Source organism: Saccharopolyspora kobensis, from assembly GCF_900108315.1.
Classification (GTDB): Bacteria; Actinomycetota; Actinomycetes; order Mycobacteriales; family Pseudonocardiaceae; genus Saccharopolyspora; species Saccharopolyspora kobensis.
Genome location: NZ_FNVB01000004.1, coordinates 698970 through 713428 on the forward strand (window position 1 = coordinate 698970; position 14459 = coordinate 713428).

General features: G+C 70.3%; 13 protein-coding genes. 12 read left to right on the forward strand and 1 reads right to left on the reverse strand.

All coding sequences use genetic code 11. The annotated features are described in order from the left end of the window. Positions 1 to 160: 160 nt before the first annotated feature. The 5 genes from C4T78_RS16100 to C4T78_RS16125 all read left to right on the forward strand — a co-directional run bounded on the left by C4T78_RS16100 (position 161) and on the right by C4T78_RS16125 (position 5495). Positions 161 to 952, forward strand: a complete 792-nt coding sequence (locus tag C4T78_RS16100) for a CPBP family intramembrane glutamic endopeptidase (protein ID WP_093345472.1) — start codon at positions 161 to 163, stop codon at positions 950 to 952. Positions 953 to 1246: 294 nt separating this feature from the next. Beyond that, positions 1247 to 2062, forward strand: coding sequence for an ABC transporter ATP-binding protein (locus tag C4T78_RS16105; protein ID WP_093345475.1), 816 nt, complete (start codon positions 1247 to 1249; stop codon positions 2060 to 2062). Continuing rightward, positions 2062 to 2823, forward strand: a complete 762-nt coding sequence (locus tag C4T78_RS16110; RefSeq protein WP_093345477.1) for an ABC transporter permease — start codon at positions 2062 to 2064, stop codon at positions 2821 to 2823. The genes C4T78_RS16105 and C4T78_RS16110 overlap by 1 nt, the downstream gene beginning before the upstream one ends. Before the next feature lie 626 nt (positions 2824 to 3449). Beyond that, a complete protein-coding gene (locus C4T78_RS16120; protein WP_093345480.1) occupies positions 3450 to 4424 on the forward strand; it encodes an alpha/beta hydrolase in 975 nt (324 codons plus the stop codon). Positions 4425 to 4556: 132 nt separating this feature from the next. Then, positions 4557 to 5495, forward strand: coding sequence for an acetoacetate decarboxylase family protein (locus C4T78_RS16125; protein ID WP_093345482.1), 939 nt, complete (start codon positions 4557 to 4559; stop codon positions 5493 to 5495). Between the two features lie 155 nt (positions 5496 to 5650). Here the strand turns inward: C4T78_RS16125 and C4T78_RS16130 are convergent, their stop codons facing one another. Next, complete coding sequence (locus tag C4T78_RS16130) at positions 5651 to 6913, reverse strand: NADH:flavin oxidoreductase/NADH oxidase family protein (RefSeq protein ID WP_093348230.1); 1263 nt, start codon at positions 6911 to 6913, stop codon at positions 5651 to 5653. 95 nt (positions 6914 to 7008) lie between these two features. Between C4T78_RS16130 and C4T78_RS16135 the strand changes: the two genes are divergently transcribed. From C4T78_RS16135 to C4T78_RS16160, 7 genes are all read left to right on the forward strand, one after another. After that, positions 7009 to 7608 (forward strand): TetR/AcrR family transcriptional regulator, encoded by a 600-nt coding sequence (locus tag C4T78_RS16135; RefSeq protein WP_093345484.1) that lies wholly within the window; start codon positions 7009 to 7011, stop codon positions 7606 to 7608. A 292-nt stretch (positions 7609 to 7900) separates the two neighbouring features. Continuing rightward, positions 7901 to 10717: a TIR domain-containing protein gene (locus tag C4T78_RS16140; protein ID WP_177247358.1), complete on the forward strand. Its 2817-nt coding sequence runs from the start codon at positions 7901 to 7903 to the stop codon at positions 10715 to 10717. A gap of 336 nt (positions 10718 to 11053) precedes the next feature. After that, a complete protein-coding gene (locus tag C4T78_RS36430; RefSeq protein ID WP_177247331.1) occupies positions 11054 to 11227 on the forward strand; it encodes a hypothetical protein in 174 nt (57 codons plus the stop codon). Positions 11228 to 11240: 13 nt separating this feature from the next. Next, on the forward strand, positions 11241 to 11939 hold the full coding sequence (locus C4T78_RS16145; RefSeq protein ID WP_093348232.1) for a hypothetical protein: 699 nt from the start codon (positions 11241 to 11243) through the stop codon (positions 11937 to 11939). After that, on the forward strand, positions 11936 to 12838 hold the full coding sequence (locus C4T78_RS16150) for a DUF6895 family protein (protein WP_093345489.1): 903 nt from the start codon (positions 11936 to 11938) through the stop codon (positions 12836 to 12838). Before C4T78_RS16145 ends, C4T78_RS16150 begins: the two co-directional genes overlap by 4 nt. Further along, positions 12835 to 13953, forward strand: coding sequence for a serine hydrolase domain-containing protein (locus C4T78_RS16155; protein WP_093345491.1), 1119 nt, complete (start codon positions 12835 to 12837; stop codon positions 13951 to 13953). The genes C4T78_RS16150 and C4T78_RS16155 overlap by 4 nt, the downstream gene beginning before the upstream one ends. Positions 13954 to 13993: 40 nt before the next feature. Beyond that, positions 13994 to 14440 (forward strand): SRPBCC domain-containing protein, encoded by a 447-nt coding sequence (locus C4T78_RS16160; protein WP_218161421.1) that lies wholly within the window; start codon positions 13994 to 13996, stop codon positions 14438 to 14440. Positions 14441 to 14459: the final 19 nt, after the last annotated feature.

Consider the following 14459-nt stretch of genomic DNA (forward strand, 5'->3'; position numbering starts at 1 on the left):
TTCCAATAAGGAGGTAGATGACCATGTCCGGCACGGAAGTGAGCGGCTTTGCCGCGAAGGTGACCGCCTTGAAGTGGCGGTGGCGACCACCGGCCTCGTACCCACATCGAATGCGCCGCGCGTCGCTACTGCGTCGCCACCTCGACCACGAGGAAGATCGATGATCACCGCCGAAGTCGGTCGACCGGACCGACTGGATGATCGACTGCTGGCCGACCGCCACTCCCTGCCGCTCTCGATCGCGCTCCACCTCGTTCCCGGGGCGCTGATCGTCGCTGTGTTCCTGCTCTTCACCGGGCCAATGGTCAAGTCGTGGGGCTATCCGTCGTTCCTGGGCTGGGCGATCGCCATGTGCGTGGCCCTCGCGCCGTTCGAGCTCGGCCTGCTGCTGTGGCTGGGCCGTCGGCGCAACGGGCGGTTCTCGCTTCGCGGGGTGGTGCACTACCGGAGCAGGCCGATCTCGCGCGGCAAGCTCATCGCCATCGTCATCCCCCTCATCGTGTGGATGCTGGTGGTGTCGACCGCGCTCATACCCCTGGACGACGTGATCAACAAGTGGTTGTTCGCGTGGGTCCCGTTCGAGGGCGCGGGCAGCGTCACCGGTTACCTCGCCGGGTACCCGCGGCATGTCATGATCATCGCGTTGGGATCCTGCATTCCGCTGACCGGCCTGGCCTTCCCGCTGATCGAAGAGCTCTACTTCCGCGGCTTCCTGCTGCCCCGACTGCCCCAGGTAGGCCGAGGAGCGCCGGTGCTCAACGCGTTCCTGTTCGCGGTGTACCACCTCTGGGCACCTTGGACGTTCCTGTCGAAGACGATCTTCTTTCTTCCGGCAGTCTGGCTGGTCTGGCGCAAGAAAGACATTCGGCTCTCGATGGGCATGCACGCCGGTACCACGTTCCTCTCGCAGACCGGTGGCACCATCGCCCTCGTGCTGGGCGTCCTCCCATAACGCCCGAGCTGAGAAGCGGGCGGCGCTCGCGCAAGGCGCGGGTGTGACAGCTTCCCCAGAACCAACGCGCGCCGGTCGACGTGATCGAGCGCTATCCGATGTGCTTCGCGCAGGCCGACAGCGACAGCGTGGTCTCTGATTTCGATTCCCTTGCAACACTTTTCGGGGCGGGCGGCTGCGCACCGAATTCGTCAGTGGCGGCCCCGCGGAGTTCGTCGAGGCATCTGCTCGGAACAGCGCCATCGATCGCGTCGTGAGCGAAAAGCCGTGACGGAGAAGAGGATGGATATCCGGATGAAAGTCAATCAGGTGCAGGGACCTGCAATTCGCGTGCGGGGCCTGGAGAAATCGTACAAGACGCTGCAGGTGCTGCGCGGTGTGGACTTCGATGTGGCGCGGGGCAGCATCTTCGCCCTCCTCGGCTCGAACGGGGCGGGCAAGACCACGGTCGTGAGGATCCTGTCCACGCTGATCAAGGCGGATGCGGGGACGGCCGGCGTCAACGGCTTCGACGTCACCACGCAGGCCGCGGACGCGCGGGAGTCCTTCAGCCTCACCGGGCAGTTCGCCGCCGTCGACGAGATCCTCAGCGGGCGGGAGAACCTCGTGCTCGTCGCCGAACTGCGGGGCCTCAAGAACCCAGGCGCGATCGCGGACGACCTGCTCAAGCGCTTCTCGCTGACCGACGCGGCCACGCGCAGGGCATCGACGTATTCGGGTGGCATGCGCCGCCGCCTCGACCTCGCGATGAGTCTCGTCGGGAACCCGCCGGTCATCTTCCTCGACGAGCCGACGACCGGACTCGACCCCGAAGCGCGCATCGAGGTGTGGCACACCGTCAAGCAGCTCGCCGACCAGGGCACGACGGTGCTGCTCACCACGCAGTACCTGGACGAGGCCGAACAGCTGGCCGATCGGATCGCGATCCTCCACGAGGGCCGGATCATCGTCGACGGCACCCTCGCCGAACTCAAGCGGCTGCTGCCGCCCGCCAAGGTCGAGTACGTCGAGAAGCAACCGACTCTCGAGGAAGTCTTCCTCGCCGTCGTCGGCGCCGACGGCGACGCCCGCACGACCGCGATGCCGGCACCGATGAGTGAGGAGCGATGATGACCGAGCGCTTCTTCGGCAACACCGCCGCCCTGCTGAGACGATCCCTGCGTCACGTCACGCGCAGCCTGGACACCGTCCTCACCACCGCGATCATGCCGATCGCGATGATGCTGATGTTCGTCTACGTGTTCGGCGGCGCGATCAGCACAGAGGCGGGCTCGTACGTGAACTACCTGCTGCCCGGCATCCTGCTCATCACGATCGCGTCGGGCATCGCCTACACCGCGCTCCGGCTCTTCAACGATGTGAAGAGCGGGATCTTCGAGCGCTTCCAGTCCATGCCGATCGCGCGGTCGGCCTTGCTGTGGGCGCACGTGCTCACCTCGCTGGTCGCCAACCTGATCTCGCTCGTGGTCGTCGTGGGCGTCGCACTGCTCATGGGATTCCGCTCGGGGGCGGGAGTGCCGGAATGGCTCGCGGTCACCGGCATCCTGATCCTGTTCACCCTGGCGTTGACCTGGGTCGCCGTCATCCCGGGACTCACCGCGAAGTCCGCGGACGGCGCGGGTGCGTTCTCCTACCCGCTCATCTTCCTGCCGTTCGTCAGCTCGGCCTTCGTGCCCACGCAGACCATGCCCGGTCCGGTGCGCGCCTTCGCCGAGAACCAGCCGGTGACGTCCATCGTCAACACCGTCCGAGCCCTGTTCACCCAGCAGCCGGTCGGCACCGGTATCTGGACGGCCCTAGCGTGGTGCGTCGGCATCCTCGTCGTCGCGTACCTCTTCGCCATGGTCACCTACCGCCGCAGGATCTCCTGACCGCACCGGGAGCTGGTGCCTGCCCGGGCACCAACTCCCGGTGTCGACGCGGCGCAACGCCGCACCCGTTCGTCGCAGGCGGGCGTCATGGCCGGATGAGGGCCTTGAGGCTCTTGCGCTGGTCCATGTCCTGGTATCCGGTGGGAACGCCGTCGAGGTCGGTGGTGGCGTCGAAGACCTTGCCGGGCTCGATGGTGCCGTCGATGATGTCGGGCAGCAGTTCGTCGATGTATGCGGCGGACCGGGGTGGTGGGCTTCCCGTGGGGAGGGAGGCAGTGTCAGGCGGTGACGGGTACCGCCTTCGTGCTGCGTCGGCGCTGGGTGCCGCGAATCACGTTCAGCCGTTTGATGTTGCTGGTGCGCACGCGCAGCGCGGGGTCGAGTGGCAGGCCATTTCGAGTTCCACGCCGTGGCTGATCCACTGTGGACTCGGTGTCCAGGTGCGGTGGAGCGCGGCGCAGTGCACGTGGCTGGTGCGAATGGGGACACCGCTGTGGGGTGGCGGTCGTGCTTGCGAGTTGCGCTCTGCGGATGGCGTTCCACGATGGGAGTGGGCTTGCCCGCTTGGGGGCGACCACCATCAGCCGCGGCCGCCGGGGCCGCACGACCTGCCACGTGGAGCCGACATGCCTGTGATTCCGCCACCGATCACGCCTCATCTCGAACCTGCCGCGAAGGAGCTGGCAGAAGCGACGGATCCGCACCCGCGGATCTACGAGGTCCCGCCGGAGAAGGGCCGCGAGATCCTGCTCGGCTTGCAGAGCGACAAGAGCGTGCCCCGCCCGGACGTCGACGAGGAGTGGGTCGAGGTGGACGCCGGTGAGTGGGGCACCGTCCGCACCCGCATCATCAGGCCCAAGGGCGCGAGCGGGGCCCTGCCGGTGGTGTTCTACATCCACGGCGCCGGCTGGGTCTTCGGCGACGACACCACCCACGACCGCCTCTTCCGCGAACTGGCCGTCGGCGCGGGCGCCGCAGGCGTGTTCCCCGTCTACGACCGGGCGCCCGAGGCGAAGTACCCCACCCAGGTCGAGCAGAACTACGCCGTGGGCCAGTGGGTCGTGCGGCACGGCGCCGAGCACGGCCTGGACACCTCGCGCATCGCCGTCACCGGCGAGTCGGTCGGCGGCTGCATGTCGGCGGTGTTCGCGCTGATGAACAAGGAGCGCGGCGGGATCGACCTCAAGGCCCAGGTGCTGCTTTACCCGGTGACCAACGCCGACTTCGACACCCCGTCCTACGTGCAGTTCGCCGAGGGCTACTACCTCACCCGCGAGGGCATGAAGTGGTTCTGGGACGCCTACACCACCGATCCCGCGCAGCGCGCCGAGGTGTACGCATCGCCGCTCCAGGCGTCCCTGGAGCAGCTCAGGGGTCTGCCCACCACTCTGGTCATCACCGACGAGGCCGACGTGCTGCGGGATGAGGGGGAGCAGTACGCCAACAGGCTGCGCGAGGCAGGCGTGGACGTCACCTCGGTCCGCGTGGCCGGGATGGTCCACGACTTCCTCCTCCTGGACAGCCTGCGCGACACCCGCGCCGCCAACGTCGCTCGCACGCTCGCTGTCGACGCCCTGCGCACGGCGCTGCACGGCAGCTGAGGCAGCCGCGCCGCCACGACGCGAAGACGGCTTCGCGCGGCTCATCGGTCCTCGACGCCAAAGTTGACGGCGCTCACATCTCGCCATAGGGTGATGTGAGCACCGCAAACATTTGATGAGGGAGTTGCGCTTATGCCGTCGACCGAGCAGAGCGGGTCATCGACCCGGCAGGGCGTCGTCGAGGTCGAGCTGGGCGGCCGCGAAGTCGCCGTCCCGAAGGGCGGTCTGTACGACCGGTACCGGATGAACACCGATCTCGACGAGATCGCCCGCGATCCTCGCGTCAGCAGCGTGGACTTCTTCCGGCAGCTGCCCAAGACCGAGGTCGATTCGCCGATCGGGACCACGCTCACCCCGAACTTCTACTACCGGATCTCCACCGCCCGGATCACGATGCTCGCCCGGTCCCGCGCGATCCGCAGCCGCCTGCCCGGTGAGCTGGCACCGCTGGAGGTCGCCCCGGGCCTCGGCCTGATCTCGGTGATGTTCTTCCGCTACGACGTCTGCGACATCGACTTCTACACCGAAGCCGCCGTCGGGATCGCGGTCCGGCCGGCGCGGCACGGCGGGCTCGGGTTCGTCGACCTCGTCGCCGCGCTCAAGAACGAGCACCTCCACTCCCACGTGCTGTCCCTGCCGGTGAGCACCGACATCGCGCAGGTTCGCGGCCACGACGGCTACGGCTTCCCCAAGTGGGTCACCGACCTCGACGTCAGCATCGACGCCGACCGGACGGCCGCTCGCGTGGCCAACGACGCGGGCGGCACGGACCTGTCGCTCGCGGTGGCAACGCCCGCTCAGAAGGCTTATCCGAGCGGCAAGCGCGTCTCCTCGCTCACCGCGTACACGACGATCAACGGTGCGTGGCGCTCGACCTCGAGCCAGACCAACGTGCTGTCGGCCGGGGCCGCGAGCTTCCCGCGCGACGTCGGTCTCCGGACCGGCGAGGGCCGCATGTCCGACGACCTGCGGTCGCTCAAGCCGATCAGGGCCGTTCAGCTCGACGTCGTGACCGAAGGCCAACTCGCCCTGCACATGCCCGTCCCGACCTCGGTTCCGGCCCGGAGCTAGGTGGGCGAGAGCATCGGTCCCGGCCTGCACCGTCCACAATGGTGCTTCCGGTCGGGATCGGTGCCCTCCCCGCTGGCTGTTCGGTTGCTGGCGCCGGAATGCCAAAGAGCCCGTTGATCTGCGCTTTCACGCAGGTCAACGGGCTGCTGGTCGCCTTACGCGGGTCGGCCCGCAGGCGCGGTGCCCTGTTGCGCGGGCAGCCAGGCGCGGTAGCGGCGCAGGGCCCGCCGCTGCTGGAGCTGCTCGCGGACCAGGGCGTACGCCGGGTGGGTGCCCGGTGTGGGACGCCTTCCGCGGGCGATGCGGCGCAGCTGGTGGCGGACCTGCGCCATGCTGGCGGCCGAGGCGAGAGCCTTGTCGGACCAGGTCACCGGCCGCAGCTTCCGGTCGGCCTCGCGGCCGTGCCGCCAGCGGTCGGGCAGGTCCGGGGTGACGGCGAGCGCGGTGCCCATCCCGACCAGCGCCACACCGCTGTCGAGCACCTTCTCAGCGGTCTCCCGCCGGGTGATGCCGCCGGTGAGCATCAGCGGGAGCGGGCTGGTCGTGACCAGATCCTTCGCCAGCTCCAGGAAGTAGGCCTCGCGGGCGCGGGTGCGCGAATCCGCGGCGTTGCCCGTCATCGCCGGGCTTTCGTAGCTGCCGCCGGACAGTTCGACCAGGTCGACGCCGAGCGGTTCGAGCATCGCGATCACCTGCCGGGCGTCGTCGGCGTCGAACCCGCCGCGCTGGAAGTCGGCGGAGTTGAGCTTCACCGCGACCGCGAAGGCGGGCGAGACGGAGGCGCGGACGGCGCGCACGACGTCCAGCAGCATCCGGGCCCGGTTCTCCAGCGTCCCGCCCCAAGCGTCGGTGCGCTGGTTGGACAGCGGGGACAGGAACTGCGACAGCAGGTAGCCGTGCGCGGCGTGGATCTCCACGCCGTCGAATCCGGCCTGTTCGGCGCGCGCTGCCGTGACGGCGAACCGGTTCACGGTGGCCTCGATCTGCTCCGGCGTCATGGCGACGGGACTTCCGAAGCGGCTGCTGTGCCTGCCCAGGTCGACGCCCACCGCCGACGGGCCCCACACCACGCCGGGCATGTCGGCCTCGACCTGGCGGCCGGGGTGGTTGATCTGCATCCAGACCGATCCGCCGCCCGCCTTGCCGGCCTCGGCCCACTCGATGAACGGCTCCAGCGGTGCGGCATCGTCGAGCACGACGCCGGCGGGGCCGGTCAGCGCCTCGGCGTGGACCATGACGTTGCCGGTGATCAGCAGGCCGGTGCCGCCTGCTGCCCACCGCCGGTACAGCGCCAGCAGCCGCTCGTCGGGCAACTGGCCGCCGCCGGCCATGTTCTCCTCCATGGCCGCCTTCGCGACCCGGTTGACCAGCGTCGCTCCGGACCGCAGGTGCAGCGGCGAGAACAGCTCGTCAGCCATCGAGTTCACCCCTCACAGTTCCACCGCCTACGATGTGTGCAACGCTTACATTAAGCGAGGGATGTGAGCGCTGTAAACATTGGGGAGCGTGTTCTATGTCGCAAGGTTCGTATCACCACGGCGATCTGCGCGCCGCGTGCCTGCGAGCCGCGCGAGAACTGCTGGAGGAGGACGGCAGCGCCGGGCTGTCGCTGCGTGCGGTGGCGCGGCGGGCCGGTGTGTCGGCGACGGCGCCCTACCGCCACTACCCGGACCGCGACGCGCTGGTCTCCGCGGTCGCCGCGGAGGGCTACCGCGAACTCGCCGGGCACCTGGCCGCGGCCCACCCCTCGCCCGCGACCCCCGACGACCTCGCCGCGATCGCCGTCGCCTACGTCCGCTTCGCGCTCGACCACCCGGCCATGTTCCGGGTGATGTTCGCCGAGGCCTGCGATCCGAACAACGAGGAGCGGGTCGCCGCGACCGCGGCCATCTGGGACTACGTCGGCGGTGTCGTCCGGGGCGTCTTCCCCGGTGCCGATTCGGCGGCGCTGTCCAACGCGGTGTGGGCCGTGGTCCACGGCCTGGCGTTCCTGCACCTCGACGGCAAGCTCGACGCCGCCACGCCCGAGGTCGTCACCGACCAGGTCCACGCGGCCGTCAACGCGCTGTTCACCGCCGCCCGGACGGCAGCGCCCGCGCAGGCGGAGGCCTAGCGATGACGCGGTGACAGGGCGCGGCTGCTGAACAACGCGTACGGGTCGCATCGCTGCCGACCGCCTCGCCCGCGATTCGGCCCTGCTCTGCGCGGCTCCGACGAGCGTGCAAGGTGAACGCGCCTGATCGCCAGGCGTCGGTCGGTGGAGAACTGCAGCGCTCGCGCGGCGATCGTTGTGCCAACTGCGTTGCGGCTCAGCGGTTTCCGCTCGGCGCAGCCCTGTTGGCGGATTCCAGGGCGATCTCCGGCTTGTAGAGTGCGTTGTTCCTGTGCGCAGACTTGGGGGTCCGGTGAGGCGGGAGCAGGGGTACGACGCGTTCATCTCCTACAGCCACGCGCTCAGCGCGAAGCTCGCTCCGGCGGTGCAGGACGAGCTGCAGCGGTTCGCCAAGCCCTGGTACCGGGGGCGGGCGTTGCGGGTCTTCCGCGACGAGACCAACCTGTCCGCCGATCCCGGTCTCTGGGCGACGATCGAGCGCGGGCTGCGGGATTCGCGCTGGTTCGTCCTGCTCGCCTCGCCGGAGGCGGCCGGATCCGAGTGGGTCGCGAAGGAGGTCGAGTTCTGGCTGCGCGAGCGATCTCCCGAGACGCTGCTGATCGTGCTCGTCGACGGCTCGCTGGTGTGGGACGGCGACGACTTCGACTGGTCGCGCACGACCGCGCTGCCCGCGGTGCTGCGCGGCGCGTTCGAGCAGGAACCGCGGTGGGTGGATCTCACCTGGCTGGACGCCGAGGAGCAGGTCGACCGAGCGAATCCGCGCTTCCGCGAGTCCATTGCCGAGATCGCCGCCCCGCTGCGCGGCCTGTCCAAGGACGAGCTGGTCGGCGAGCACATCCGCACGCACCGGCGGAACCTGCGCACCGCGTGGGGTGCGGTGTCGGCGCTGGTGCTGCTGCTGGTGCTCTCGCTGATCGCCGGCTCGGTGGCGGTGTACCAGGGCGGGCTGGCGCAGGAGCGCGCGTCCATCGCCATGGCCCGGCTGCTCACCTCCGAATCGAGCAACACCCAGTCCACGCAACTGGATCTGAGCCAGCTGCTCGCGGTGGAGGCGTTCAAGGCGATCCCGAGCACCGAGTCGAGCGCAGCGATGTTGAGAGCGGTGACCGCCACCCCGCGGCTGGCGGGCTACCTGCAGCCCGGCAGCGCCGTGACCACCCTGCTCTCGCAGGACGAATCGCTGATCGCGGGCACCGCGGACGGCCGCGTGCTTCGATGGCCCATCGCCGAGGCCGTTCGCACGAAGCCGAGCGAGTGGGCATCCGGCCTGCGCGAATCGTCCGGTGTCGCCGCGAGTCGTGACGGCTCGGTGGTCGCCGCTACCGACGGGACCGCGGTGCGGATCGGTGGTGCGCAGGAGCCGGTGCAGGTCGTTCCGGGGCGGAAGGTCAGCCGGATCGCGTTGTCGCCGGACGGTCGCTGGCTCGTGGTGAGCACCACCGGCGAGAACGCCGGCATCGCGAGCCCGTCCGAGCTCGTGGTGTACGAGGCCGCTACCGGTGCGGAAGCCGGTCGCGCCGTCGACGTGGTGAGCGATGCGGCAGCGCTCGTCTTCCCGGACCCGTCATCGGTGCAGGTGGGCGCCTATGACGGGGTCCGCGTCGGGCTGTCCCTGCCCGATCTCCGCGTGCTGTCCACGGCCGGGCCGGTCGCGCCCGCCAACAACTACACCCCCGCCTACTCGCCGAACGCGGACACCTACGGCTACCTGTGGGAGAACCGGCTGAACACCATCGCCGCCGGGGAACCGCCGGCGCGGACCGGGCCGACCGTGGGCGGGGCGACCAGCGAACTGGTGCTGCCGATCGCGTCCTCGGCGGAAGCCGTCGCGATCGCACCGGGCGGGAAGCGGTTCGCCATCGTGCTCTCGGGTGTGGTCCAGGTGGGCGGGACGGAGGAGCTCGGCTCGGCGCGCACCCCGCTGCTGACGGAGCTGCGCGGCACCGATCGCGTGGGTTCGCTGGTGTTCTCCGTCGACGGCCGGTTCCTGGCGGCCGCGGTCGGGAACTCGATCGTGGTGTGGGATCTCGCGCAGCCGTCGCTGATCGCCGACCGCACGGGTGCCCTGCTGGGCGACCGCACCATGTTCCCCGGCAAGCCCGGATTGGCGGTGTCGCCGACCGGTGAGCAGCTGCTCGTCACGCCCGAGCTCAGCGACGACACCGCCGTTCGGGTGCGCCTGCGCGGGAACGCGGTGGACGATCTGGACTTCGGCTACGAGAGCGGGCGCGCGGCGTGGGCGCCGGACGGAACGGGGATCCTGATGGTGCAGGACTCCGGTGCCGCACGGCTCTACGACGGCGGCCTGACGCGGTTGCTGAGCGACTGGGAAGCACCACCGGCAGGCGAGATGACCGGAACCCCGATGCCGGGGATGACGGCCCGCGTGGTCGAGGGCGGTCGAGCCGTGTTCGCCGACCGCACCGGGCGGATCGTCGTGCGCGCGTTGCCGGACGGCGAGGTCCTGCAGGACCTCGGCCTCGACGGGTGGCCGGGCTGGACCGCCGATGACGTCCACTCGGCCCAGACCGCGGTGGACGCCCGGGGGCGTCACGTCGCTATGTCGGACGCCGATCAGGTGCTGGTCGTCGATCTCCGAACGGGGATTTCCGCGGCGCTGCAGGGGGATGTCGGCGCCAGGGGAGTGGAGTTCACCCCGGACGGGCGGCTGCTCGTCCAGCGGGAGACCGGTCTGATCGAGCTGTGGGACGTCGAGAACCGGCACCTGGAACGCACTTTGGACGGTGCGGACATCGCGCAGGACACGCTGGCGGTGTCGCCGGACGGACGGTTCCTCGCCGGCCTGCGCGCGGACGGTGGCGTCGTGCTGGTGGACCTCCCGTCGGGCAAGCGCCTCGGGGTGGTGCCGCTGCCCAGGCCCGAGCGGAGCCTGCGGGGTGAGACCGGGCAGATCAGCACGGTCGAGTTCAGCGCGGATTCCCGGGAACTGCTCAGCGCCTCCACCGGCGGTGAACTGCTGCGGTGGCCGTTGGATCCCGCGGAATGGCAGCGCCACGCCTGCGAATCCGCGGGCCGGGACATCACCGCGGAGGAGTGGCAGCGCGTGGTCGGGCTGACCCCGCCGGACGACCTGCGCTGCACCCGTTGACGAGTCGGGACGCACCGCCGACCCCGTCGACGCTGCGGATGTTCGCGTTCTCCTGCCACGGTCACCGCGAGCGGTCGCTCGGCCGTGCCCGCACTGCGAGATCGGCTGCGTTGTTCATCGCGGCGATGGTCTTTCAGCGCATTGGGATTCCGAAAGGTTTCCGGCCTGCTTCGCCTGGTCGTGGGGTGAGCCGCCCTCGTCCGTGGGGCCGGTCTCGCTGGATGGGGGCGTTGCTGTTGCGGGTGCTGGCGGTTCTGGCTGTTGTGGAGGTCTTCGGGGCCGGATGCCCCGGGGCGTGGTTCTCCACGGTGCACGACCGGTCAGATCGTCGAGGAGATGAGCCGGATGAAGGTCGCTGTCGAACCCGTGAAGTCAGCTGAAGTCGAGGATGTCACCGCCGAGGTGGAGGCGTTGGTCGGTTTCGCCGAACAGCGAGGGGAGTTCCGGGACAGCCCGTTGACCAGTTGGCTCCTCATTCTCTCCTCGCCTCTTCCGCGCCCGAAGAAGTGACGGGTGGCGGTTGATGGAACGCGCCAGCACTGGTGCCCGTCTTGCCGAGGCGGTCCAGGATTGCGCGCTGTCGGTGGTGTCCGCCCTGCGGGGCGGGCACCACGACGGCGTGCTGGAGCCGATGACCGGGGCGGGTGTGCCGGTTCCGTTGATGGTGGGGGCGGTGCGCGTCCTGGGTGCCGATGTGCTTGCTCCACGGGCTTTTCGCGGTATCGCTCCGGCCGCTGGTGATCTCGACCTCCTCCGGGCAGCTGCTCGGCGCGGCTCGGCGGCGGAGACATCGGTGTCGATGGCCTGGACGCACTGGGGCCTGCGCACGGCACTGCACGCGGCCGAGGGGGGCACCGGTAACGCCGCGCCGTTGGGAGAACCGGATTCCACGTGGGTGGCGACGGTGCCCTGGCCGGTGCTCACGCACCGCTTGGCGCAACTGGCGTCGTTGGCCGCACCTGGTCTGCGGTGCGCGCTGACCGAGCAGGCAGCCCCGCGAGTGCGTGACCTGGCGCGGGGATTCGCCCGCGCAGTGCGCCGCGGCGACTGGTTGCAGGCCGCCGGGGCCGGACGGTGGCTGGCTGCCCTGGGCGGCGGGCCGGCGTCGTTGGGCTTGGCCCAGGGGCTGGAGTTCGTGGAGAGCTTCGGCGGCTCGGGCGAGGCACGGGTCCGGCTGCACGTGCAGGCAGCACGACTCCTCCGCGAAGCGAGGCTGCGATGAGCTCACCGGCACTGCTGCACCGGCTCGGCGCACGGATCTGGGAGTGGTTGGCGCGCCACCGGGAGCACTTCCGCCCCCGCGCGGACGATCCCGTCGAGGCGTTGAAGCCGGTGGGCGAGCTGGCCATGGCCGCCGCCGTCCTGCTGCGGGAAGGAGTCGCCGGTTCCCAGCAGGACGCCACCGCCCGCAGCTTGCTGGAGTTCGCCTGGAAGGATCTCCTCGACGCCGGCGACGTGCTGGAACGGGTGCAACGCCAGGCGCCGCTGACCTCGGCGTGCATGGAGGTCTACGTCCACTTCCACGAGCGCGGCTACGGCCATCCCGGCCTCGAAGAGACGCTGCGCGTCCTGCGGCCGTTGCGGGGCTGTTCGGCCGCGGAGGCGGTGCCGCACCGGAAACTGGGGATCGTCCTGGCCGAGCGCCGGCTCGGGTTGTCCACCGCCGGCGACCTCGACGATGCTTTGCGGGCAACGCTGCTGGGCCGGTTCCCGGAACCGTGGACGGTGGACTGCCACGTCGCCTACGCCATCACCCACACCGTCTTCTACGTCACCGACTGGGGCGCCCACCCGGATCGAGTGCCGCGCGAGATCGCCGACTACCTCGACCTGTGGTTGCCGGTCTGGATCGACGAATGCCTCGAACGCAGGCAGTGGGACCTGCTCGGCGAGCTGCTGGCCACCGACGCCTGCCTGCCGCGGCCTGCGCTGGACAGCGCGAGCTGGGGCCCGCTGGCTGCCGCGCAGGCGCCCGGCGGAGCTCTGCCCGCCACCGGCGACATGCCGACCGGCGATGCCGGGGAAGTGTTCGAGCTGGTCTACCACCCGACCCTGGTCGCTGCCTTCGCCACCACGCTGGCGACCTCCCGCGCGCTCACCGCTCTGGTGACCGCCCCGTGACCGCCCAGCCCACCACCGCACTCGCCGAGCGCCTGCAGCAGGCCGCCGATCTCGTCGACGCCCCCGACGTGGTGTTCGCCTTGTCCGAGCACGGCCACCGGACCATCATCACCACCGGCACCGCGCCTTCCGACCGGTCGCGGCAGCACCTGCACTACGAGATCGGCTCGGCTTCCAAGACCTTCCTCGGGCTGCTGCTGGCCGACCTGGCCGCCGCCGGAGTCCTCGACCTCGACACCCCGGCCCGGGAATGCCTGCCCACCCCACCAGGTCGGCAGCGCGCCAGCGCGGAGATCACGCTGCGGCACCTGATCACCCACACCTCGGGGCTGCCCGGCATACCCCGCCAACCGGCCTTCTACCTGCACCTCATCTCCGGCGGCTACAGCAACCCCTACGCCGCTCTCACCCGCCAGCGGCTGCTGGCGGCCTTCCACCGCCACGGCAGCCGCGCCCGGCCCGGAACCCGCTGGCGCTACTCGAACTTCGCCGCCGCCGTCCTCGCCCACGCCCTGACCCACGTGACCGGCCTCGCCTACGCGGACCTGCTCACCCACCGCGTCCTGCGACCGATGCGGCTGCGGCAGATCCGCCTGACACCCGGGCCGCCCGGCACCGACGCCGAGGGTCACCGCCGCAACGGCACCACTGCAGCGCCCCCGATCGAGCTGGGCGCGGTCGAATCCGCGGGCGCCGTCCGCGCTGCTCCAGGCGACCTGCTCACCTACCTCGAAGCCCATCTCACGCCCGAATCCTCACCCCTGCGCGAGGCGTTGTGCGCCGTGCGCAGCCCGCACCCGGTGTCACGGCCGCGCCGCGCTCCCGGCCGCTCGCTGACCTGGTTCCTCGATCACACCGCCCACGGCCCGGTCTACTTCCACGGCGGCTCCACGTTCGGCCAGATCGCCTACCTCGGCTTCCAGCCCGCCACCCGGACCGCCCTGGTCGCCCTGGCCACCCGTCGTCACGACCGCCGCAACACGCTCATCAACACCGCGCACGCTCTGCTCACCAGCACACCGGCCTGGAAACCCGCAGGTGCGCGACCGCTGGACAACGACCAGCACTGCGCGGAGACCGGGCGCGGGCAGGAGAACTCGCCGGTTCGGGAATAGCTCGGCTCCGCGTCGGGGTTGTCCCGGCATGATCCACGGGATGTTCTCCGTCGAGCGTGATTTCGCGGCGCCGGTCGAGCGGGTGTGGGCCGGGTACGCCGATCCGGAGATCCGGTCGCGATGGCACCTGATCCCCGGTCGCGACAGCAGGCACGAGCTCGACTTCCGGGTCGGTGGGAGCGAGTCGCTCACCGGCTCGTTCGCGCCGACGGGCACGGTCGAGCAGATCGCCAACGTCGCCCGGTTCCACGACATCGTCGACGGCGAGCGGATCGTGGCGTCCTACGAGGCGGTGGTCAACGGTGTCCTGCGCTGGGTCTCGTTGCTCACCCTGGAGTTCGCCGCCACCACCACCGGCACCCTGCTCACCCACACCGAGCAGTACGCCTTCCTCGCCTGGACCGGCGACGGCGCCGACGACGTCGCTCACCTCAAGGGCAGCATCCCGTTGCGCCTCAACGCACTCGCCGGTCTCGTCGAGCCCTGAAGCGGGCACCCGTCGGGCA

Coding starts and splice junctions, on each gene's coding strand:
- C4T78_RS16145 (WP_093348232.1), top strand. CDS start 11,241: ATGGAACGCGCCAGCACTGGTGCCCGTCTTGCCGAGGCGGTCCAGGAT.
- C4T78_RS16105 (WP_093345475.1), top strand. CDS start 1,247: ATGAAAGTCAATCAGGTGCAGGGACCTGCAATTCGCGTGCGGGGCCTG.
- C4T78_RS16100 (WP_093345472.1), top strand. CDS start 161: ATGATCACCGCCGAAGTCGGTCGACCGGACCGACTGGATGATCGACTG.
- C4T78_RS16110 (WP_093345477.1), top strand. CDS start 2,062: ATGACCGAGCGCTTCTTCGGCAACACCGCCGCCCTGCTGAGACGATCC.
- C4T78_RS16150 (WP_093345489.1), top strand. CDS start 11,936: ATGAGCTCACCGGCACTGCTGCACCGGCTCGGCGCACGGATCTGGGAG.
- C4T78_RS16160 (WP_218161421.1), top strand. CDS start 13,994: ATGTTCTCCGTCGAGCGTGATTTCGCGGCGCCGGTCGAGCGGGTGTGG.
- C4T78_RS16135 (WP_093345484.1), top strand. CDS start 7,009: ATGTCGCAAGGTTCGTATCACCACGGCGATCTGCGCGCCGCGTGCCTG.
- C4T78_RS16125 (WP_093345482.1), top strand. CDS start 4,557: ATGCCGTCGACCGAGCAGAGCGGGTCATCGACCCGGCAGGGCGTCGTC.
- C4T78_RS36430 (WP_177247331.1), top strand. CDS start 11,054: ATGAGCCGGATGAAGGTCGCTGTCGAACCCGTGAAGTCAGCTGAAGTC.
- C4T78_RS16130 (WP_093348230.1), bottom strand. CDS start 6,913: ATGGCTGACGAGCTGTTCTCGCCGCTGCACCTGCGGTCCGGAGCGACG.
- C4T78_RS16120 (WP_093345480.1), top strand. CDS start 3,450: ATGCCTGTGATTCCGCCACCGATCACGCCTCATCTCGAACCTGCCGCG.